Source organism: Arthrobacter sp. D5-1, assembly GCF_017357425.1.
Classification (GTDB): Bacteria; Actinomycetota; Actinomycetes; order Actinomycetales; family Micrococcaceae; genus Arthrobacter.
In genome coordinates this window covers 2,833,968-2,855,572 of record NZ_CP014571.1, presented here as the reverse complement: position 1 = coordinate 2,855,572, position 21,605 = coordinate 2,833,968, and the positions used below count along the sequence as shown (strand labels likewise).

The window sequence follows — 21,605 nt, the reverse complement described above, 5'->3', positions numbered from 1 at the left end:
CGGGCCTAATCGTTGTTCTTTCGCAAGGCTTCCGTCAGCACCCGGGCGGCGTTGCAGACTACTTCGGCGTGCAGGCGGCCCGGCTGGCGGGTAAGCCGCTCAATGGGACCCGAAATCGACACGGCCGCAATGACCCGGCCGGACGGTCCACGAACGGGGGCAGAGACTGACGCGACCCCGGGCTCGCGTTCGCCGAGGCTCTGACCCCAGCCCCGGCGTCGTACTCCTGCCAGCACGGTGGGCGTAAAGCGGGCGTTTTGCAGCCCTTCAAGAAGGCGGTCGTGGTCCTCCCACGCCAGCAGGACCTGGGCGGCGGAGCCGGCCTTCATGGACAGCTGGGTGCCGACCGGGATGGTGTCGCGCAGGCCGATGGGGCGTTCGGCTGATGCGACGCAGACGCGCCAATCGCCCTGCCTGCGGAAAATCTGGGCACTTTCACCGGTCGCGTCGCGCAACTGGATCAGGACCGGTCCCGCAGAAGCGATCAGCCGGTCTTCGCCTGCAGCGGAGGCCAACTCCACGAGCCTGCTGCCCAGGACAAAGCGTCCCTGGATGTCGCGGCTCACCAGCCGGTGGTGGACCAGCGCCAGCGCGAGGCGGTGAACCGTAGGCCGGGCCAGGCCCGTAGCCGCTACAAGTTGGGCGAGTGTCGTGGGCCCGGCCTCGAGGGCATCGAGTACCTGGGCCGCTTTATCAATGACACCGACTCCACTAGAATTGTCCATGTAATGATATTGCCGTCTCAGTATCTGAGATGCAAGTTCTTTCGCTGGCCTATTTCGCAGCGATGCTGCTTCAGTGGATCAAGAACAACGCAACAAGCCAACGCAGTGAAGGGAGCAAGGCCGTGGGAAAGACACTGGCCGAGAAAGTCTGGGACGCGCACGTAGTGCGCAAAGGTGAAGGCGAAGGAGCCAACGCCCAGCCCGATCTTCTCTTCATCGACCTTCACCTGGTACATGAAGTGACCTCACCGCAGGCCTTTGAAGGCCTGCGTTTGGCCGGCCGGCAGCTGCGCCGCGTTGACCTCACCATTGCCACGGAGGACCACAACACCCCCACGCTGGACATCGACAAGCCTATAGCCGACCTCACCAGCCGCACCCAGATTGAAACCCTGCGTGCCAACTGCAAGGAATTCGGGGTCCGCCTGCACTCCCTGGGAGACAAGGAACAGGGGATCGTGCACGTGGTCGGCCCGCAACTGGGCCTGACCCAGCCGGGCATGACAGTGGTCTGCGGCGATTCCCACACCTCAACCCACGGGGCCTTCGGCGCGTTGGCCATGGGTATTGGTACGTCCGAGGTTGAGCACGTCATGGCAACGCAGACGCTGTCCCTGAAGCCGTTCAAGACCATGGCCATCAACGTCGAAGGCACCTTGCGTCCCGGCGTGACGGCCAAGGACATCATCCTCGCGGTCATTGCCAAGATCGGCACAGGCGGCGGGCAGGGATACGTCCTGGAATACCGCGGCTCGGCCATTCGCGCCCTGTCCATGGACGCCCGCATGACCATCTGCAACATGTCCATCGAGGCAGGCGCCCGCGCAGGCATGGTGGCCCCGGACCAGACCACCTACGACTACATGCAGGGCCGCCCGCACGCACCCGAAGGTGCTGACTGGGACGCCGCGGTCGAGTATTGGAACACGCTCCACACCGACGCCGACGCCGTCTTTGACGTTGAGGTGGACCTGGACGCGGACACCCTGGAGCCGTTCGTGACGTGGGGTACCAACCCCGGCCAGGGCGTTTCCCTCTCGGCGAAAGTGCCCTCTCCGGAGGACTTCGGTGATGAGAACGCCAAGGCCGCAGCCGAGCGGGCGCTCCAGTACATGGGCCTGGAAGCCGGCACGCCCATGAAGGACATCCGTGTGGACACGGTCTTCCTGGGATCCTGCACGAACTCCCGGATTGAGGACCTCCGCGTTGCCGCCGACATCATCCGCGGCCGTGAGAAGGATCCCAACGTCCGTATGCTGGTGGTCCCCGGATCGGCCCGTGTCCGGCTGGAGGCCGAAGCCGAAGGCCTGGACAAGGTCTTCAAGGAATTCGGGGCCGAATGGCGCTTCGCCGGCTGCTCCATGTGCCTGGGCATGAACCCGGACCAGTTGGAGCCGGGGGAGCGCTGCGCGTCGACGTCAAACCGCAACTTTGAAGGCCGCCAGGGCAAGGGAGGCCGCACGCACTTGGTCTCACCCGTCGTTGCCGCAGCCACGGCTGTGCGCGGCACGCTGAGCTCGCCGTCGGACCTGGAGTCCGTCCCGGCAGGCAGCCTGACCGGAACCGCAGTCTAGGAGGATCACCATGGAAGCATTCACTACCCACACCGGCATCGGCGTGCCGCTGCGCCAAAGCAACGTGGACACCGACCAGATCATTCCTGCTGTCTACCTCAAGCGCATCACGCGGACAGGCTTCGAAGACGCACTCTTCGCCGCCTGGCGCAAGGATGATTCCTTTATCCTCAACCAAGCCCCGTTCAATGCCGGTTCGGTCCTGGTGGCCGGGCCGGACTTCGGCACGGGTTCATCCCGCGAGCACGCCGTCTGGGCGCTGAAGGATTACGGTTTCAAAGCCGTACTGTCTTCCCGCTTTGCCGATATCTTCCGGGGAAACTCCGGCAAACAGGGCCTGCTCGCCGCGCAGGTCGCGCAGGATGACATTGAGCTCATCTGGAAAGTGCTGGAGAACGCTCCGGGCACCGAAGTCAAGGTTGACCTTGTCAGCAAGACCGTGGAGTGCGGCAACATCGTGGCTCCGTTCGACATTGACGACTACACCCGCTGGCGCCTCCTGGAAGGCCTCGATGACATCGGCCTGACACTTCAGCATGAAGAAGACATCACCGCCTACGAGGCCACGCGTCCTTCCTTCAAGCCCAAGACGCTTCCTGCGAAGGTTCAAGCTGGATAGCGCCGCCGTTTGAGGCCGCAAGCTGCAGATTAAGGACCGGTGGGCACCCTGTGGGAGTGCCTGCCGGTCCTTTTTCGTCAACGTTCAACTGATGGCTGAAGCTCGCGGCGCCGGGTGCGTCCATTTCGGTTCGGTAACGCGAGCTTCTATGCTTAGCTGGAGCCTTTGTAAGTTTGGGGGGCGAGTAGTCGTGAGGAAACCGGTATAGATGAGTAGTGTTCTGACAATCCGCGGTGGCGTCCCCTTAACAGGACGAGTGACCGTTCGCGGTGCCAAGAACCTGGTGCCCAAGGCCATGGTGGCGGCGTTGCTGGGCAGCGAACCATCGGTGCTGAGGAACGTGCCGGAAATCAAGGACGTAGAGGTTGTTACCAGCCTGCTGCAGTTGCACGGCGTGACAGTAGTGAAGGATCCGGTCACGGGTGACCTTACCCTTGACCCCAAGGATGCAAAGACTGCGTCCAGTACCGCCATTGACGCCCACGCCGGGGATTCCCGTATTCCCATCCTGCTGTGCGGGCCCCTGATCCATGCCATTGGCGAGGCCTTCATCCCTGACCTGGGTGGCTGCAAAATTGGCGACAGGCCCATCGATTACCACCTGAACGTGCTTCGCCAGTTTGGTGCAGTAGTGGAAAAGCGCCCGGGCGGTATCCACATCTCCGCACCGCACGGCCTCCATGGCGCCAAGATCTCCCTTCCGTATCCATCGGTTGGTGCCACAGAGCAGGTGCTGCTGAGCGCAACGCGAGCTGAAGGCATCACTGAACTCATCGGTGCCGCAACTGAGCCCGAGATCATCGACCTCATTGCTGTCCTGCAGAAGATGGGCGCCATTATCAGCGTCCAGACTGACCGCACCATCAGGATTGAAGGCGTCAAGGATCTCCGCGGGTACAACCACCGTGCTCTCCCGGACCGCAACGAGTCCGCGTCCTGGGCGTCCGCTGCGTTGGTGACCAGGGGCGACATCTTCGTTGAAGGCGCGTCGCAGCGGGACATGATGACCTTCCTGAACACCTACCGCAAAGTGGGTGGCGGTATGGACATCGGCGACGACGGCATCCGCTTCTACCACCAGGGCGGAAAGCTGTCCCCGTTGGTCCTGGAAACGGATGTCCACCCCGGTTTCATGACGGACTGGCAGCAGCCCCTGGTCGTGGCCCTGACACAGGCAGAAGGCGTGTCGATCGTCCACGAGACCGTCTACGAAAACCGGTTCGGGTTCACCGATGCGTTGGCCCGGATGGGCGCGAACATCCAGGTGCATCGCGAGTGTCTGGGCAGTGTCCCGTGCCGGTTCGGACAGCGGAACTTCCTTCACTCCGCCGTCATCTCAGGACCAACCCCGCTCCGGGGTACCGACATCGACATCCCGGACCTTCGAGGCGGCTTCAGCCACCTCATCGCGGCGCTGGCAGCCACTGGTACCTCCAGGGTGACGGGCATCGACATCATCAACCGCGGTTACGAGCGCTTTACCGAGAAGTTGGCCGGCCTGGGCGCAGACTTCGATATCACCACCACCAAGTAGCGGGGGATCCCTTGAAGGAATCGGCCAAGAGCCGTGCCACGTTCGTGCTGCTGGCGGGCATCGCACGCCCATTGATGAACCTCCTGATGGCCAAAAAGTGGGAAGGTGTCGAGAACCTTCCGTCCGGCGGTTTCATTGCGGCGCCAAACCACTGCACCGAGATCGACCCCATCGTGATCGGGCACCTGGTCTACAACCAGCAGCGTCCGCCGCACTTCCTGGCGAAGAAGGGCCTCTTCAAGGTGCCCGTGCTCGGGGCCTTGCTGAACGCCACCAAACAGATACCCGTTGAACGCTCGACGGCGGGAGCGAACCACTCGCTGCAGGTCGCCAAAGAGGTGGTGGATGCCGGCGGTGCCATCATTATCTATCCCGAAGGCACCCTGACCCGCGATCCCGACCTTTGGCCCATGAAAGGGCATACAGGGGCCGCCCGGCTTGCCCTGCAGACCGGTGCGCCCGTCGTGCCCATGGCGCACTGGGGTGCGCAGGATGTCTTCCCGCGCTATGCCAAGCGGTTCCACCTTTTCCCGCGCAAAACGGTTCGGGTCCTTGTCGGGAAACCGGTGGACCTCAGTGCCTTCGCGGACCGGCCCATGGACCGCGCCACGCTGACTGAGGCAACCGAGGTCATCATGGACGCCATCACCGCTCTGCTGGCCACACTGCGCAACGAGCCCGCTCCCGCCGAACGCTGGGATCCGGCTGTTCACAAACAGTCAAAGCACGGACGTTTCGTTGAGCGCGGATCCTCCGAGGCGCCGGAACCGGAGGACGGTAAGTGACCATTCTCCAGAGCCACGTCCACGCACCGGACATCGTGGCGGTTTTGGGTGCCGGATCGTGGGGCACTACGTTTGCCAAAATCCTCGCAGACGCCGCTGAGGCTGCCGGCGCTGAACGCAGCATCCGGATCTGGGGCCGCCGTCCCGAAGTGGTGGAGCAGATCAATTCGCTGCATCGCAATGCCCAGTACCTGAAAGACATTGAGCTTCCCGCGACCATCACTGCGTCCACGGACGTGGCGGAGGTGCTGAAGGACGCCACGCTGGTGATCCTCGCCGTTCCGGCCCAATCCTTGCGTCCGCAACTGGGCGAGTGGAAGCCATTGCTGGCCCCCGATGCCGTGGTGGTGTCCCTGATGAAGGGCCTGGAGTTGGGGACTGATGCGCGGATGAGCGAGGTCATTGCGCAGGAACTGGGGCTTACCGCGTCCCGTGTAGCAGTGGTTTCCGGTCCCAACCTGGCGATGGAAATCGCCAGGGAGCAACCGACTGCGTCCGTGGTTGCCTGCAGCGACGCTGATACCGCCGCAGCGATCGCGTTGTCCTGCACCGCGCCGTACTTCCGGCCGTACACCAGTACGGACGTTGTTGGTGTTGAGATCGGCGGAATCGTCAAGAACGTCATTGCCCTTGCAGTGGGCATCTGCGAAGGCCGGCAGATGGGCGACAACACCAAGGCTTCGGTGATCACCCGGGGACTCGCAGAGACCTCCCGCCTCGCCCTGGCGCTCGGCGGTGAAGCCCACACTATGGCCGGCCTGGCCGGCTTGGGCGACCTTGTGGCTACCTGTTCATCGGCGTTGTCGCGCAATCACACTGCCGGCCGGTTGCTTGGAGAAGGGCTCAGCCTGGAACAGGTCGCAGAACAGATGACGCAGACCGCCGAAGGCATCAAGTCCGGCCCTGCCGTGCACGAGCTTGCCGGCAAGTTGAACGTTGAAATGCCCATTACGGCAGCCGTGGTAGCGGTGCTTGAAGGCAGAATGTCCGTTGATGACCTGGGACCACGTTTGCTGGCCCGGGCACTGAAGTCCGAAGGCGACTACTGATGGTGACAGATCACTCCACCCCTGCGACCGGCCGCCCCCGCGTAGCGGTTCTCTTTGGCGGGCGCTCCAGCGAACATGCCGTCAGCTGCGTCACCGCGGCGGGCGTCATGGGGGCCATCGATAAGAGCAAGTACGAGGTCATTCCCATTGGCATCGCCAAATCAGGACAGTGGGTCCTGGCCTCGGGTGACACCAGTCAGTGGTCCTTGAGTTCCGCAGCGCTTCCTGAGGTGGCGCCGTCGGGAAAGACAGTGACGTTGGCCGAAGTGGGCGGTGAGCACCAGCTGATCGTGACCCAGCCCAATGCCGTGCCACAGGAGCTGGGCTCCGTGGACGTAGTGTTCCCGCTGCTTCACGGGCCGTGGGGCGAGGACGGAACCATCCAGGGCCTCCTGGAACTCTCCGACACACGTTACGTTGGCGCCGGAGTTCTGGCCTCCGCCGTGGGGATGGACAAGCACTACATGAAAGTGGTGTTCGAGTCCGCGGGGTTGAGCGTTGGACCGTACATTGCAGTGACGGACCGCCAGTGGCTGACCGACGCCGAGGCTGTCCGGAAGCGCGTCGACAAGCTCGGGTTCCCCGTATTCGTCAAGCCTGCCCGCGCCGGTTCGTCCATGGGAATCTCGAAAGTGGATTCCCTGGAGGGCCTGGACGCCGCCATCGAAGAAGCCCGCCGGCATGACCTGAAGCTGGTGATCGAGGCCGGGATCGTGGGACGCGAGATTGAATGTGCCGTCCTCCAGGGGCGGGGCACCGACGCGCCCCGAACGTCCATGCCCGGTGAAATTGCGGTGGCAGCGGGGGAGCACCAGTTCTATGACTTCGCTGCCAAGTACGTCGAAGACGGTGCGGCCGCTCTGAGCTGCCCGGCCGACATGCCGGACGAAGCCATCAGCCGCGTGCGCGAACTGGCCGCTGTGGCTTTTGATGCTGTGGGAGCCGAAGGCCTCAGCCGCGTGGACTTTTTTTATACCCCTGCCGGCGAGCTGATCATCAATGAGATCAACACTATGCCGGGTTTCACGCCCAAGAGCATGTACCCGCAAATGTGGGCGGCGTCAGGTCTGGCCTATGGCGAGCTGATCGACGAACTGATTCATCTGGCGCTGACCCGTAAGACCGGCCTGCGCTGACCCGTGGCCTGCTGACCGTGTCCGGCCGGTACTACTTGCCGGCCGGCAGGTTCTGCAGGTCTTCCTGGCCCACGCACTTGCCGGTTGCCTTGATCTTGCCCACCGCGGCCGCGAGTTCAGTGAGCACGGTTGCGGAGCTGATGTTCGCTGCTTCCAATTTGACCGGATCAATCAGGATCTCGGTGGCCGGTTCGCGGCCAAACGTGGTCAGGGTGTATACGGGATCGCCTTCTTTGATGACCCAATCGATGTCATTGACGCTCACGCAGCGGTCTGTGGTGGGTCCGGGAACATTTACACCGCACCGGAGGATGACCTGGGACGGATCGCCCCACGCTGCCGTGGCCTGGCTGTTGGTCTTGCGGAGTGCGGCGTCGCCGATCCTGTCGGGGAGGGCAACCATCATCGGCGCGCAGGCAGGATTGGCGGCGTCGGTGGCGGCCGTGACGTCAACGGCAGGAGAACAAGCCGACAAAGCGAGGACGGCCACAGCGGCTGTGGATACGGCCAGGGCTGTCCGGCGGAGGGTCTTTCGGTGCATCCATCCAGCCTATCCCGCGAGGGCTGCCGGGCAGATTCACGTAACCCCGGTCACATTCACCCGCGTGCTTCGCAACACGTGCACGGCATTATTGTGTCAGTGGATCGCGATAGCGTAGAGCCGTGCCCGCAGAACAAATAACCGTCCAAGACCTTTCGGAATCCGAGCTCCTTGCCAGGATCTTTCCGCGCCTGAACCACAGCCCCGGCATCCTGCTGGGACCGGGAGATGATGCTGCCCTGATCGCTGCACCGGATGGCCGCGCCCTGATTTCCATAGACACCCAGACCCAGGACCAGGACTTCAGGTTGGAGTGGAACAACGGATACCGGACCACCGGATATGACGTTGGCTGGAAGGCTGCGGCGCAAAACCTGAGCGACATCAATGCCATGGGCGGCAGCGCCACCTCCCTTGTCGTGAGCCTGACCATGCCGCCGGACACTCCCGTCGAATGGGTCGAGTCATTCGCCGATGGCCTCACTGCCGCCATCGTTGGCCTGGGCGCCCCTGATTGTTCTGTTGCCGGCGGAGACCTCGGAAGGGGCCGCGAGCTGGCGGTGACGGTGGCCGTCGTCGGAACCCTCGGTGGCGTGGCGCCTGTGCTGCGGTCCGGAGCCAAACCCGGGGACGTCGTGGCTGTTGCAGGGACCTTGGGCAGGGCCGCAGCCGGTTGGGCACTGTTGGAAAGCAATTTTCCCATGGGCAGCCTGGACACAGAACAGCGGGGTTTGGTGGAGAGCCAATGCCGTCCCCAGCCTCCTTTGGCAGCAGGACCCTTGGCGGCACGCGCCGGTGCAACCGCCATGATGGATATTTCGGACGGCCTGCTACGGGACGGGAGCAAGCTCGCTGCAGCCAGCAATGTTGCCCTGGATTTTGATCCCGTGGCCTTGAAGACCCAGGCGCTGCCGCTGGAACCGGCTGCAGTACTCCTGGGCCGCGACCCGATGCCGTGGGTTCTGGGCGGGGGAGAGGACCACGGATTGCTTGCCACCTTCCCAGCAGGAATTCAGCTGCCGCGGGGGTTCACTGCGATAGGCTCAGTTCAAGCCGTTGTCGAGCCGCCAGGCAGCGGCGTCCGGATCGCCGGGCAAGCTGCTGACACCGTTGGATGGGATCACTTTGCAGACTAAGATCGCCGCGAATGCGCACGCCATGAAACGTTGGCTCGGCAAGGCGGAGGTGGTCCTCGGCAACCACAGTGATCGCCTTAATGCGATCAACATCTTCCCCGTGGCCGACGGCGATACCGGCACCAATCTGTACCTCACGGTTCGCGCAGCAGTGTCCGCCCTTGACGGGGCAGCCCCGGACAGCACCGAAACGGGTAACGACGTCGGCGCAGTCTTGTCGCGCGCCGGCCAAGCCGCCATGGAGCAGGCACGGGGGAATTCGGGCACGCTGTTCGCTGTCTTCCTCTGTGCCGCTGCTGAACCGTTGGGCGGAAAATCGCGGCTGAGTGCACCGTTGCTCGCCACAGCGCTGAACAGGGCACAGATCCGGGCATGGTCCGCATTGAGTGAGCCGGTAGCCGGAACCATGCTGTCGGTCCTGGAAGCTGCTTCGGACGCTGCGCAGGCCGTGGATGCTTCCCAAAACTCCGACGACAGCAACCACGCCCTTGCCCTCGCTCTTGACGCCACCGTGGAAGCCGCCTACCAGGCAGTTGTCCGAACCGAAGGCGAGCTCGCACAACTTCAGGAAGCCCACGTGGTGGACGCCGGGGGTGTTGGCATGCTGCTGATCCTGGACTGCCTGCGTTCTGCAGTCCTGGGCGAAGAACTCCAGGACGAACTCCTGGACGGGCTTCACGGCTATAAGCTGCAGGACCCCCACATCCATGAGCGGATGCCGGCCGACGACGGCGTGGAAGTCATGTGCACCATCAACCTTTCCCCCTTGAATGCAGCCATCCTGAGGCAGCGTCTGGATGAGATGGGTGATTCGGTCATCATGAGCCAGGTTGGCGGTGCCCGGAGCCAGGATGATGAGGACGAGGAATCCACGGTTGAAGCAAGCTATCGGTGGAGGGTGCACGTTCACGTTCCAGATCCCGAGCCGGCAGTGGCCCTGATTCGGTCACTGGGCGAGCCCACGGACATCGCCGTCAGCCAATTGGCACTGCCCAGCGGGGATGGACAGGTTCCAACATCACAGGAACCCAGCATTACAGGCCAGCCACGGCATGATGACTGAGCTGGAACTACCCCTCGAGCGCAGAATCGGCAAGCGGTCCGCGGCAGTCATCGACAAGCACCTGGGACTCAAATCCACGGGTGCCTTGCTGAACTATTTCCCGCGCAGGTATCTCAGCCGTGGCGAGCTGACCCCCATCAGCAACCTTCCGCTGGATGAGGAAGTCACCCTGATTGCCCGGGTTCTGTCCAACAGTACGCGCCAGATGCGGGCCCGCCGCGGCTCCATCACTGATGTTGTGGTGACGGACGAAGCCGGTGGAAGCGGCGCTCCGGGCACGTTGAAAGTCAGCTTCTTCAACGGTTTCAGGGCCAAAGCGGAACTTCAGGCAGGCCGGCGGGCCATGTTCTCCGGCAAGGTCACCCGCTATGGTGGCTCACTTGGCCTGACCAACCCCGACTTCCTGCTGCTGGATGAGGACCCGGAAGCCGAAGGTTCCATGGACCCCGAAAAGCTTGCCGCGATGCCCATCCCGGTTTACCCGGCAACGGCCAAGCTGACCAGTTGGTCCATCCACAAAGTGATTACGGCCTTGCTCCAGACAATGGACCTTGACGCCTTGGAAGACCCCCTTCCGGCGAGCATCGTTCGCAGGGACGGGCTGCTCAGCGTGGCTGAGGCCTACCGCTTGATCCATTCGCCGGAGACCGCCAAGGACTGGCAACGGGCGCAGGAGCGGTTCCGGTACCAGGAAGCATTGGTCCTGCAGACGGCCCTTGCGCGCCGGCGCGCCCAACTTGCAGCCGAGGAAGCCACCGCACGCAGGCCCCGCGCCGACGGATTGCTCAGCAGCTTTGACCGGAACCTGCCCTTTACGCTGACTGCCGGCCAGTCCGCCGTCGGAAAGACGCTTGCTGAAGAACTGGCGCGGGATGCGCCGATGAACCGGCTGTTGCAAGGCGAAGTGGGTTCCGGAAAAACCGTTGTTGCCCTCAGGGCCATGTTGCAGGTGGTGGATGCCGGCGGCCAGACTGCGCTGTTGGCACCCACGGAAGTGTTGGCGGCACAGCACTTCCACTCGATCCGCCGGACGTTGGGATCGTTGGCACGAGACGATGTCTTCGGTGGGGCGGGGATGCTTGGCGGGGACCCGGCGCAGGAGTCCGTCCACGTGACGCTGCTGACGGGCTCCATGCCTACTGCGGCACGCAAACAGGCCATGTTGGACGCAGCCTCGGGCAATGCCGGAATCGTTATTGGCACCCACGCCTTGCTGAGTGACAAGACCAGCTTCCAGGACCTCGGCTTGATTGTGGTGGACGAGCAACACCGTTTCGGCGTAGAGCAACGGGACGCCCTTCGGGCCAAAGCGCAGCGGCCGCCCCACTTGCTGGTCATGACGGCAACGCCCATTCCCCGCACCGTGGCGATGACGGTTTTCGGAGACCTTGAGACCTCCATCCTGGATGAGCTTCCCGCTGGCAGGGCCCCTATCACCACGCATGTGGTGGGACTGGTGGAGAACCCCGGCTGGGTGGATCGTATTTGGAAACGGTCGCGTGAAGAGGTTGAGTCGGGCCACCAGGTGTACGTGGTGTGCCCCAAGATTGGAACGGACGACGACGGCGATTTCAGTCCGGGAGAGGTCGAACCCAGCGACGCCGAGCTCGCGGAGGAAGGATCAGCGCGGGAGCTCGCATCGGTGACAGCCGTCGTCGAGAGCCTTCTGCAGGAACCGGCCTTGGCCGGTGTCCCTGTGGCACCGCTCCACGGCCGGCAGGACCCGCAACTGAAGTCCGAGACCATGGCATCCTTTGCCGCCAACCAGGTCAAAGTGCTCGTTTCCACCACCGTCATTGAGGTGGGCGTGGATGTCCACAACGCCACCCTGATGGTGATCCTGGACGCGGACCGCTTCGGAATTTCCCAACTTCACCAGCTTCGCGGGCGTGTAGGACGTGGCGGCTTGCCCGGCACTTGCCTGCTGGTGACCACCTTGGAACCCGGGCATCCGAGTCGCCGGCGGCTTGAGGCGGTTGCATCAACCACAGACGGTTTTGAACTGTCGCAGGAAGACTTGAAGCTCCGCCGCGAAGGCGACATCCTGGGAGCTTCGCAATCCGGTGGGCGCTCCACGCTGAAGCTGCTCCGTGTCCTGGAGCATGAGGACATCATTGCCCGCGCACGCACGGACGCCCAGGGCTTTGTTGCAGAGGACCCCACCCTCCAGCACCAGCCGGGGCTTGCCGCAGCCATCGACGAATACTTGAACCCTGAAAAGGAGGCGTTCCTTGAGCGCGGTTAGAAAACCAAGGAGTGGCGGTCCGCAAGGCGCGTCAGCACCGGGAGCATTCCTGTGAGCCGGATCATTGCGGGAGTCGGTGGCGGGAACCCGCTGGCCAGCGTCCCCGGAACCGCCACGCGGCCTACGACCGACCGAGTCAAGGAAGCTCTCTTTTCCCGCTTGGAATCCTTGGCGGTCATCGCCGATGCCCGTGTCCTTGACCTTTACGCTGGTTCGGGAGCCCTGGGCATTGAGAGCGCCAGCCGGGGTGCCCGCAGCGTGGACCTGGTGGAGTTCGACGCCAAGGCGAGCGACGTCTGCCAGCGCAATGCGGACTTGGTGAACCAGCTCCTGGGCGGCAAGAAGGTCTCGGTCCACCGTTCCAAGGTGGAATCGTTCCTTGAACGGGCACATGCGGGCGGGTTGTGGGATTTGGTCTTCCTCGATCCGCCGTACCCCTTGGACGAACCGGCCTTGAGCGAGGTGTTGGCAAAACTCGCGCCGCACTTGGATGAGGGCGCCGTGGTGGTTGTCGAGCGAAGTTCGCGGAGCCCGGAACCGGCGTGGCCTGAGACCATGGAGTGCTTCGCCGACAAGAAGTACGGCGAAACCAAGCTATGGTTCGCCGAACCGGCCTAGCGTGTCGGGCCGGCCTGGCGGCTCGGGCGAGCCTGGCGGCTCGGGGCCGGGATCTCAGCCGGCAATCCGGTCCAAGTCCATCCCGGTGAGCACAGCGGCAGGATGCGGGCCGCGGGCCAGCAACTCCACCGTCCACTCCGGCGTCCACCGTCTGCGTGTGCCCACAAGAATGATGTTGCCGGGGTAACGGCCCTCAAACATGCCGGTTTCTGCGACGGCGGCAACATCCTGCATGGCCTCACGCAGGGCCGTCACCTGGCTCCGCACCAAGGTCAGGGCGGGTTCGTCTCCCACGTTGACGATCAAGACCCCGTCAGGACCCAGCCGTGCGGCAGCTTCCTCGTAGAATTCCTTGCACGCGATGTGTGCTGGGGCCTCTGGTCCGGAGAAGATATCAAGAATCACGACGTCGAATGTCACCTCGGCGTCAAGCTCCGCCAACGCGTCGCGCGCGTCGCCAATGTGGGTAGTCAGCGTGGTGCCGTCGGGCATGGGCAGTTTGTGGAGCACGAAGTCCAGGAGTTCGCGTTCCAGTTCAACGGCATACTGTGCCGAACCAGGGCGGGTGGCCTGGATGTAGCGGGCAAGGGTCAACGCCCCTGCACCTAGATGCAGTGCGCGGATGGGTGCCCCGGGCGCCGCAGCCAAATCCACTACATGACCGATCCTGCGCAGGTACTCATAAAATATCTCCCGCGGATCCGCGAGGTTGACGTGCGACTGCTCGGCCCCGCCGATGCTGAGGATGAAGCTGCCCTCAATGAGGGTATCCGCGTCAATGGTGGCGTGCTGCCCCGTGGTCCGGAGGTAGCGCGAGGCGACGTGGTGTCCGGAGCCCGTGGTATTCAGAGCCGGTCCTTGAGCGAGGCGAGGCGTTCGGCTGCTTCTTCCAGGACGGATGTCTTTTTGCAGAAAGCGAAGCGCAGCAGGCTGCGGGTGCGCGCTGCCCCCTCTGGATGGCAGAAGACAGGAACCGGAATTGCGGCCACTCCCACCAGTCCCGGCAGGCGCCGCGCAAGGTCCACGGAATCGCGGATACCCAAGGGGGCGGTGTCCACATTGATGAAGTAGGTGCCGCTGGGGATGTATACCCCGAACCCCGCCGCACGCAGCCCTTCTGCCAGGATGTCGCGTTTGTGCTGGAGCGTACTGGCAATGCCGGTGTAGAACCCGTCGGGAAGGCCGAGGCCGACTGCAATGGCTCCCTGAAAGGGTGTCCCCGCACTGTAGGTCAGGAACTGTTTCACTGTGCGCACAGCAGAAACCAAATGTTCAGGACCGCTGAGCCAGCCGATTTTCCAGCCGGTAAAGGAAAAGGTCTTGCCGGCCGAGGATACGGTGAGGGTCCGGTCCGCTGCTCCTGGGAGGGACGTGATGGGGATGTGGTCCACGCCAAAGGTCAAATGCTCGTAGACTTCGTCGCTGACAATGATGGCATCGTATCTGGCAGCCAGTTCCACGATCTTCGCCAGGACATGGTGGGGGAAGACCGCGCCCGTCGGGTTGTGTGGATTATTGAGGAGGAGAATGCGGGTCCGGTGACTGAAGACGCCTTCAAGGGCCGAGAGGTCCGGGAGGAAGTCCGGTGCCAGCAGGGGAGCGGTGACGTGCGTGGCACCTGCCATGCCAATGATGGCACCGTAGGAGTCGTAGAAGGGCTCGAAGGTCAGGACTTCATCACCTGGCTGGGTGAAGGCGAGCAGTGTTGCCGCGATCGCCTCCGTTGCTCCGGTGGTGACAAGGACCTCGGTGTCAGGGTCAGGGGCCAGGCCGTAAAACCGCTGTTGGTGTGCCGTGATCGCTTCCCTTAGAACGGGAAGGCCTTTGCCGGGTGCGTATTGGTTGGCCCCGGAGGCTATGGCGGTTTGGGCTGCTGCTTTGATCTCATCGGGCCCGTCTTCGTCAGGAAAACCCTGGCCAAGGTTGATGGCTCCAGTGGAGAGTGCAAGTGTGGTCATCTCCTCGAAGATGGTCACCCCCAGCCCTCCTTCGGGTGAGAGTAGATTGGCTCCGGTTGCGGCCCGCTGCCAAGGTGCTGTTCTGGTACCGGGGGTGGTGCCGGCGCTCGTCTCGAGGGAGGGGCTGCTGCCTGCGGATGCCATGTCTGCCATGGTATCCCGGCGAAGCTATGGGGTAGGTTCGTCTCATGAGACGAGCGGTATGCCCTGGATCCTTTGACCCCATCCACAACGGACATCTCGAAGTCATTGCCCGGGCGGCCGGCCTCTTTGACGAAGTCATTGTGGCCGTGTCCACCAACTACGCCAAAAAGTACAGGTTCAGCCTGGAAGACCGCATGGAAATGGCACGCGAAACGCTGGCGTCCCTTCGCGGAATCATCGTGGAGCCCATGGGCGAAGGACTGTTGGCTGAGTACTGCCGCCACCGGGGCGTATCGGCCATCGTCAAGGGCCTCCGCTCATCGTCCGATTTTGACTACGAACTGCCCATGGCCACCATGAACCGTCAGCTGGCCGGTGTGGAAACTGTGTTCCTTCCTGCTGAAGCGCACTATGTTCACTTGTCTTCGACACTCATCAAAGAGGTGAACGTTTTGGGAGGGGACATCTCGGATTTCGTGCCCAAGTCAGTACTGAAACGTCTCCTCGCTGGCGAGCCTGCAACGGAACACCCGCGCAAGGGGTAGGCTTGATGGGTACCTCGCGCCCTTATGCGGAGTGCCCCAAGCTGAAACCACCGCGCATTTATGCGCGCCCGGCGTCAGTTTGAGTCCTCAAGCGTGATCAGGCTAAGATGGTACGTCGGTCATATGTTCTACAGGAGTTCTCATTAAGCGAGATGCAAGTTCGCCCTTGGCGCTGGTAGTCAAGGACCTTGGACGCAGTCCAGGGACCATGCGGACACTCAACGAGCATGTACCTGCGCCAAGTGACCTTGGTGTGGCGCTCATTGGCGTGAAGGAAGGCTCGGATATCGAGTTGGATCTTCGCCTTGAGGCCGTACACGAAGGAATTCTGGTATCCGGCACCGTAATCGTCGATGTAACCGGCGAGTGTGGCCGATGCCTGGATCCCCTTGCGTATGACCTTGAAGTCAATGTGCAAGAACTTTTCTTCTATGAAGGCGTAGAGCTTTCGGGCGGAGAAGACGATGAAGAGCAACGTCGAGTCGAGTACGATCTGATCGATCTTGAGCCGGTGTTGCGGGACGCAGTTGTCACTATGCTGCCGTTCCAGCCGGTGTGCCGGGAAGACTGCCAGGGTCTGTGCTCCGAATGCGGAGCGCGCCTGGAAGACGAGCCGGGGCACCACCACGAGGTCATTGACCCTCGCTGGGCTGCCCTAGCTGATCTGGCTAAGACTGACCGGCAAACCGATTAGTAAGTGTTCGTCTAAGAGAGAAATGAGATAGCCGTGGCTGTTCCCAAGCGGAAAATGTCTCGCGCAAATACACGCGCCCGCCGTGCCCAGTGGAAGGCAACTGCCCCCAACTTGGTCAAGACCATCGAAAACGGTCAGGTTACCTACAGCCTGCCGCACCAGGCAAAGGTCGTTACTGACTCTGCCGGCACCGCGCTGTTCCTTGAATACAAGGGCCGCAAGGTCGCAGACGCCTAATCTGCCGTACAGGCTGACTAAGGATGTCTTCAACTGAAGAGCTTCTGAAGCGTCTCGGTGTCTCGATTGACACCGAGACGCTTCGTCTTGCTCTGACACATCGCTCATACGCGTATGAGAACGGCGGGATTCCCACCAACGAGCGCCTCGAGTTCCTCGGCGACTCCATCCTGGGATTCTCGGTTACTGACTCTCTGTACCGTGAGAACCCCACCCTGCCTGAAGGCGAACTTGCAAAACGCCGCTCCGCCGTCGTCAGTACGCGCGCCTTGGCCGGGATCGGCCGGGCAATTGGCGTTGGCGAGTTCATCTACCTCGGGCAAGGCGAGAAGCTGACTGACGGTAAGAACAAGGCCTCCATTCTGGCCGACACCATGGAAGCCTTGATTGGCGCCACCTATCTGTCCAACGACATGGAGACTGCCCGCCAATTAGTGATGCGGCTGGTGGGTCCGCTCCTGAAGGACGCCGGAGCCCTTGGTGCTGGAACTGACTGGAAGACCAGCATCCAGGAACTGACTGCCAGCCGGCAGCTGGGCGCCATCCACTATGCCGTGGAAGGTTCCGGACCTGACCATGCCCGTACTTTTGAAGCCGTGCTGAACATCGGCGGAACCCCCTACGGGCGGGGCTCGGGTCATTCCAAGAAGGAAGCGGAACAGGAAGCCGCCGCCGACGCCTGGCGTGCTTTGACTGCCTTGGATCCGACTGCTGCCGGTCCTGCATCCGCCTGAGCCCCGATGCCTGAGCTTCCCGAAGTAGAGGTAGTACGCCGCGGCCTGGCGCGCTGGGTCCGCGGCCGTTCCGTGACCGGCGTCGATGTCCTTGATCCGCGGTCCATCCGACGGCATGCCCTCGGAGCGGAGGACTTCATCGGGAACCTGGAACACGCCACGGTGCTGGATGTGGTGCGGAGAGGCAAATTCCTCTGGATGCCCCTTGCCATGCCGGGCTTGCCCCACACCGACCCAGGTGCAGCTGAAAGCCTCCCTGCGGTGGCTCTGATGGCCCATCTGGGAATGAGCGGCCAACTGCTGATGCAGGACCCGGATGTTCCGGATGAAAAACACCTCAAAGTCAGGATCAAGCTCAGCCCGGCGGACGGCATGCCGGAACAGCTGCGGTTCGTGGACCAAAGAATTTTCGGCGGACTGTTCGTGACGTCCTTGGTACCGACGCCGGACGGCGGCCCAGGAGGCTTGGGCGAAACACCACTGCCGGAGATCGCGGCGGAAGCCGCCCACATTGCCCGGGATCCCTTGGATCCCTATTTTTCCTTCGATGCGTTCTACCGAAGGATCAAGAGCCGGAAGACCGGTATCAAGAGGGCGCTGCTGGATCAGTCAGTCATCTCCGGCATCGGCAATATCTACGCGGACGAAGCCTTATGGCGCGCCCGCCTCCACTACGCCAGGGCTACGGACACCATGCGCCGTGCGGATGCCGGGAAACTGGTTGAAGCGGTCAAGGACGTCATGAACGCCGCATTGGCCGCTGGCGGAACCAGCTTCGACTCCCTCTACGTGAACGTCAACGGCGACTCCGGCTACTTTGCACGGTCCCTCAATGCGTACGGGCGTGCCGGCGAACTGTGCAGCCGGTGCGAGGCGATCGGCCTTCACAGTGTCATGAAAAGGGAACAGTTCATGAACCGTTCCTCCTATACGTGTCCCGTATGCCAACCCCGGCCACGGAACGGACGTTGGTAGGGCCAAAACTGTTCCGGAATCCGGATCACAATGGCAGACTGTCCCCATGAACAGCTTGGCGCTTCGAATCGCCATCGCAAGGATCAACGCCACCTCAATCCGGGTGGCGTCACTTCTACCCGCAGCCGTTCTTGATGCAGGATCCAACTGCCGCTTCCGCGGCCCATCCGGTCCGGGTACGCCATGATGGCGCGGCGGCTGGTCATAGCAGGTATCTGCCTTGCTGTGCTCATTGCCGCCGTGGCCGTAGTCTTCGACCAGATGGCCAGGCAGGGAGCCACGTCCGCGCAAGCTCCGCCGTCGTCCAGTTCCACCCCTGCCGCGGGCGCCGGTTCCACCGGCGCGACCGCGCCGACATCCGGCAGTCCGGCTCCTGACGCTGCGAACAGCGCAACCGGGGGCACAGCTACCGAGGGCAGCGGAAACGGGACAAGCGGAGCAGAAGGCAATGCCGGGCCGTCTACGGCCAAGCCCCTCGAAGTCCTGCCTCCCGTCACTGCCACGCCAACAGGTTTACCTGAACCTTCCGCGCCGGCACCGCTCATCACTGGTGCACTTCCGGAGCCCGGCAGTGCGTCGGGCGAGCTGGTGGACGGCTGGCCCGACGGCGTCCTGTCGCTGCCGGCCGGGACTACGATTGGGTCCACCTCGGTTTCCACGTCCGGTGACATCCTCCAGCTGGCAGCGGATGGCATTGTTGCCAAGCCGAGGGCTGAGGTCCTGGACTCCTTCCGCCAATCGTTGGTGTCACACGGCTTTTGGACCGAGGACGCGCCGGCCCCGGACGGTGCGGTAGCGGCACGCTTTGTGCGGGGCGCTGACACGGTAACGGTTTCAGTGGCCACCACGGGAACCGGCAACTCGCGCTTCCAGCTGCTGGGCAGCCTGCACACGAGGGCGGAGTAGGGAATCGATGTACATTTCGCTTTCAGACCACAGCGGCGGTAAACGGGACAAGTCACGGAACAACGCAACGGCACTGGCGGCGGAGGTGCCGTTCCGTTTGTCCCCGGTCATCCTCTGGTTGGGCATGGTGAGCATGGTGACGGACGTTTCTTCCGAGTCGGTCACGGCAATCCTTCCCTTGTACGTGACGGGGTTTTTAGGGCTGTCCACTATCGCGTTTGGCTTCATCGACGGCATCAACCAAGGCGCCAGTGCCATCGTCAGGATTGCGGCCGGGTGGGCAGCCGACCGCAGCGGGCACCCCAAACGGATAGCGCTGGCCGGTTATGGCCTTTCCATGCTTGCCAGAATCGGTTTCCTCTTTGCCGGTGGTTTCTGGGCGATTGCGGCCATTGTGACCGGCGACAGAATCGGCAAGGGAATTCGCACTGCGCCAAGGGACGCACTGATCTCGGTCTCCGCCCAGCCAGAACATTTGGCGCGGTCCTTTGGCGTTCACAGAATGCTGGACAATATAGGGGCTGCGGCCGGGCCGTTGATCGCTTTCCTTGTCCTGTTGATGATTCCCAACGGATTCAGCACCGTCTTTGTGGTGTCTCTTGCCTTCGCGGTGATCGGAGTCGCCGTCCTGGCACTGGTGGTGCCGGATATCCGCGCCCACGGCCTGAAGAGCACTGAGGGACGGGAGGACCGGCGTCTCTTTGCCTTTTCGTGGAGCCATTTGAAGGAACCGGGGCTGGGCAAGCTGCTGATCGCCGCAGGCCTTCTGGGTGTGGTGACCATCGGAGATGGCTTCATCTACCTGGTTCTGCAGGCCAGGGACTCGTTCGCCGTCCAGTGGTTCCCGTTGTTGTTCGTCGGGACCAATGTGGTGTTCCTTGCCCTCGCAATTCCGCTGGGGCGGCTGGCTGACAGGGTGGGCAAAATTCCGGTTTTTGTGGGCGGGCATATCGCCTTGCTGGCAACATACCTTCTCGCTGCGGCGCCTTTCGGTGGATTGTGGGGCACGGTGGGGTGCCTGGTCCTCCTGGGAGCGTTTTACGCCGCAACCGATGGCGTCCTGGCCGCCTTGGCCAGCCAACTCACGCCGGCGGGGAAGCTTGCTACAGGAATTGCTTCAGCCCAAACGGTGGTGGCGTTGAGCCGGATGACCGCCTCCGCGGGCTTTGGCGTGCTCTGGTATGCCGTGGGAGCGTCGACGGCGATGGTGGTGGCCAGCGGACTCCTGGCCTGTGCAGTGGTGGCTGTCACCGTGATCCTGCGAAGTGCCAGGCCAGCCGCACAACAGGACGCGGGCAGCGGGGCATGAGTGGGACACTGACCGGCAGCAAGGCGCGGTGGGGTGTTCTCCTCGCCGTGACAGCACTCGTGCTGGCAGCGGCCGGAATCTATGCGGTGGGCGCCTACCAGCGGTTCGAAGAGAGCAGGACCGAGGCTTCGTCCGTAGGTATCACTGCTGGCCAGCCGCTTCCGGCTGCCCCTTTTGTCCTTTTCCGGAACACGGCGTCGGGCCAGGGCTATGGCAACGCGGCAACTGTGCCCCTGTCCGCTCCGGGCGGTACCCGGGCGGTGAGTGAACAAGAGTGCGACCGCGTCCATGGAACGGCCGAAACTGTAGTGTGCTTGAAGACGAACCGCGGGCTGGTGACCGCCTTCGAAGCAGCAGTCATGAACCGCGACTGGCAGATCCAGCGTTCATGGCCCCTCCCGGGCATTCCGAGCAGGACCCGGGTCAGCGCTGACGGCTCCATGATCGCTACTACCGTCTTTGTCACGGGTCACTCCTACGCTGCTTCGGGATTTTCCACAGCCACTGAAATCAGTTTGCCCGGGGGTACGTCCGGAAACCTTGAGGACTTCGCGTTGATGGTTAACGGTGAGCGCCTGGTTGCCACGGACAGGAACATCTGGGGAGTGACCTTCGCGCCAGGACAGAGTGATGTCTTCTACGCCACAGCGGCATCGTCGGGCCGTATCTGGCTGGTCCGGGGGAGCCTGTCCGCGAAAACCCTCACCGCCATTCACGACCATGTGGAGTGCCCGTCGATTTCTCCTGACGGTACTCGGATCGCTTACAAGAAGAACGACGGCGGAGGGCTGGTGGCCCATTGGAAGGTCGCCGTCCTTGACCTCGCGTCAGGTCGGGAAACGGTTCTTGCGGAAAAGCGCAGCGTGGATGACCAGATCGAATGGCTGGATGACCGGAACCTGCTCTATGGCTTGGCAGATGATGCAGTGGAGGGCGACAGCAACATTTGGCAGCTTGGCACCGAACCGGGCTCACAGCCCAGCCTGTTCATCGCCCACGCGTGGTCTCCAAGCGTCGTCCGCTGAGCCCACTAGGCGCGGGTTATTCACCGCGAGTCGGACATCTGCTCCTGCCACCT

Annotated in this window: 22 protein-coding genes; 18 read left to right on the top strand and 4 right to left on the bottom strand. The window is 62.9% G+C overall.

What is annotated here, in order from left to right; all coding sequences use genetic code 11:
- Positions 1–5 precede the first annotated feature (5 nt).
- Positions 6–725 (bottom strand): IclR family transcriptional regulator, encoded by a 720-nt coding sequence (locus tag AYX22_RS13015; RefSeq protein ID WP_014922101.1) that lies wholly within the window; start codon positions 723–725, stop codon positions 6–8.
- A gap of 122 nt (positions 726–847) precedes the next feature.
- Here AYX22_RS13015 and leuC point away from each other — a divergent pair, with 122 nt between their 5' ends.
- From leuC to AYX22_RS12985, 6 genes are all read left to right on the top strand, one after another.
- Positions 848–2,299 carry a 3-isopropylmalate dehydratase large subunit gene (leuC, locus tag AYX22_RS13010; RefSeq protein WP_207597580.1) on the top strand — a complete coding sequence of 484 codons (1,452 nt, stop codon included), beginning with the start codon at positions 848–850 and terminating at the stop codon, positions 2,297–2,299.
- Positions 2,300–2,309: 10 nt separating this feature from the next.
- A complete protein-coding gene (gene leuD, locus AYX22_RS13005) occupies positions 2,310–2,918 on the top strand; it encodes a 3-isopropylmalate dehydratase small subunit (protein WP_089595454.1) in 609 nt (202 codons plus the stop codon).
- 208 nt (positions 2,919–3,126) lie between these two features.
- Entirely contained in the window at positions 3,127–4,452 is a 1,326-nt protein-coding gene (murA, locus tag AYX22_RS13000; RefSeq protein WP_089595453.1) for a UDP-N-acetylglucosamine 1-carboxyvinyltransferase, read from the top strand.
- An 11-nt stretch (positions 4,453–4,463) separates the two neighbouring features.
- Positions 4,464–5,237, top strand: a complete 774-nt coding sequence (locus AYX22_RS12995) for a lysophospholipid acyltransferase family protein (RefSeq protein WP_207593820.1) — start codon at positions 4,464–4,466, stop codon at positions 5,235–5,237.
- Complete coding sequence (locus AYX22_RS12990; protein WP_207593819.1) at positions 5,234–6,286, top strand: NAD(P)H-dependent glycerol-3-phosphate dehydrogenase; 1,053 nt, start codon at positions 5,234–5,236, stop codon at positions 6,284–6,286. Before AYX22_RS12995 ends, AYX22_RS12990 begins: the two co-directional genes overlap by 4 nt.
- Entirely contained in the window at positions 6,286–7,422 is a 1,137-nt protein-coding gene (locus tag AYX22_RS12985) for a D-alanine--D-alanine ligase family protein (RefSeq protein WP_207593818.1), read from the top strand. Before AYX22_RS12990 ends, AYX22_RS12985 begins: the two co-directional genes overlap by 1 nt.
- A 31-nt stretch (positions 7,423–7,453) precedes the next feature.
- Here the strand turns inward: AYX22_RS12985 and AYX22_RS12980 are convergent, their stop codons facing one another.
- On the bottom strand, positions 7,454–7,963 hold the full coding sequence (locus AYX22_RS12980; RefSeq protein ID WP_207593817.1) for a DUF3515 domain-containing protein: 510 nt from the start codon (positions 7,961–7,963) through the stop codon (positions 7,454–7,456).
- 122 nt (positions 7,964–8,085) lie between these two features.
- Between AYX22_RS12980 and AYX22_RS12975 the strand changes: the two genes are divergently transcribed.
- From AYX22_RS12975 to rsmD, 4 genes are read left to right on the top strand one after another with little or no spacing between them, the layout of a single operon-like run.
- The gene (locus tag AYX22_RS12975) at positions 8,086–9,099 is read left to right on the top strand and encodes a thiamine-phosphate kinase (RefSeq protein WP_207593816.1); all 1,014 of its coding nucleotides are present in this window, start codon (positions 8,086–8,088) and stop codon (positions 9,097–9,099) included.
- 22 nt (positions 9,100–9,121) lie between these two features.
- Entirely contained in the window at positions 9,122–10,162 is a 1,041-nt protein-coding gene (locus tag AYX22_RS12970; protein ID WP_207593815.1) for a DAK2 domain-containing protein, read from the top strand.
- Entirely contained in the window at positions 10,152–12,407 is a 2,256-nt protein-coding gene (locus AYX22_RS12965) for an ATP-dependent DNA helicase RecG (protein ID WP_207593814.1), read from the top strand. Before AYX22_RS12970 ends, AYX22_RS12965 begins: the two co-directional genes overlap by 11 nt.
- Before the next feature lie 51 nt (positions 12,408–12,458).
- Positions 12,459–13,025 carry a 16S rRNA (guanine(966)-N(2))-methyltransferase RsmD gene (gene rsmD, locus AYX22_RS12960; RefSeq protein WP_207593813.1) on the top strand — a complete coding sequence of 189 codons (567 nt, stop codon included), beginning with the start codon at positions 12,459–12,461 and terminating at the stop codon, positions 13,023–13,025.
- A 54-nt stretch (positions 13,026–13,079) separates the two neighbouring features.
- Here the strand turns inward: rsmD and AYX22_RS12955 are convergent, their stop codons facing one another.
- The gene (locus AYX22_RS12955) at positions 13,080–13,874 is read right to left on the bottom strand and encodes a fused MFS/spermidine synthase (RefSeq protein WP_207597579.1); all 795 of its coding nucleotides are present in this window, start codon (positions 13,872–13,874) and stop codon (positions 13,080–13,082) included.
- Complete coding sequence (locus tag AYX22_RS12950) at positions 13,871–15,136, bottom strand: aminotransferase class I/II-fold pyridoxal phosphate-dependent enzyme (protein WP_207593812.1); 1,266 nt, start codon at positions 15,134–15,136, stop codon at positions 13,871–13,873. The genes AYX22_RS12955 and AYX22_RS12950 overlap by 4 nt, the downstream gene beginning before the upstream one ends.
- A gap of 35 nt (positions 15,137–15,171) precedes the next feature.
- Between AYX22_RS12950 and coaD the strand changes: the two genes are divergently transcribed.
- The 8 genes from coaD to AYX22_RS12910 all read left to right on the top strand — a co-directional run bounded on the left by coaD (position 15,172) and on the right by AYX22_RS12910 (position 21,552).
- Positions 15,172–15,672 carry a pantetheine-phosphate adenylyltransferase gene (gene coaD / locus AYX22_RS12945; RefSeq protein WP_026540246.1) on the top strand — a complete coding sequence of 167 codons (501 nt, stop codon included), beginning with the start codon at positions 15,172–15,174 and terminating at the stop codon, positions 15,670–15,672.
- A 166-nt stretch (positions 15,673–15,838) separates the two neighbouring features.
- Positions 15,839–16,366, top strand: coding sequence for a DUF177 domain-containing protein (locus AYX22_RS12940; RefSeq protein ID WP_089595442.1), 528 nt, complete (start codon positions 15,839–15,841; stop codon positions 16,364–16,366).
- Positions 16,367–16,399: 33 nt separating this feature from the next.
- Positions 16,400–16,603, top strand: coding sequence for a 50S ribosomal protein L32 (rpmF, locus tag AYX22_RS12935; RefSeq protein WP_011775139.1), 204 nt, complete (start codon positions 16,400–16,402; stop codon positions 16,601–16,603).
- A gap of 23 nt (positions 16,604–16,626) precedes the next feature.
- Positions 16,627–17,337, top strand: a complete 711-nt coding sequence (rnc, locus tag AYX22_RS12930) for a ribonuclease III (RefSeq protein WP_089595441.1) — start codon at positions 16,627–16,629, stop codon at positions 17,335–17,337.
- A gap of 6 nt (positions 17,338–17,343) precedes the next feature.
- Positions 17,344–18,312, top strand: coding sequence for a bifunctional DNA-formamidopyrimidine glycosylase/DNA-(apurinic or apyrimidinic site) lyase (mutM, locus tag AYX22_RS12925; protein ID WP_207593811.1), 969 nt, complete (start codon positions 17,344–17,346; stop codon positions 18,310–18,312).
- A gap of 183 nt (positions 18,313–18,495) precedes the next feature.
- Positions 18,496–19,218: a hypothetical protein gene (locus tag AYX22_RS12920; RefSeq protein WP_207593810.1), complete on the top strand. Its 723-nt coding sequence runs from the start codon at positions 18,496–18,498 to the stop codon at positions 19,216–19,218.
- An 85-nt stretch (positions 19,219–19,303) separates the two neighbouring features.
- Complete coding sequence (locus tag AYX22_RS12915; RefSeq protein ID WP_207597578.1) at positions 19,304–20,527, top strand: MFS transporter; 1,224 nt, start codon at positions 19,304–19,306, stop codon at positions 20,525–20,527.
- On the top strand, positions 20,524–21,552 hold the full coding sequence (locus AYX22_RS12910) for a hypothetical protein (RefSeq protein WP_207593809.1): 1,029 nt from the start codon (positions 20,524–20,526) through the stop codon (positions 21,550–21,552). Before AYX22_RS12915 ends, AYX22_RS12910 begins: the two co-directional genes overlap by 4 nt.
- Positions 21,553–21,605: the final 53 nt, after the last annotated feature.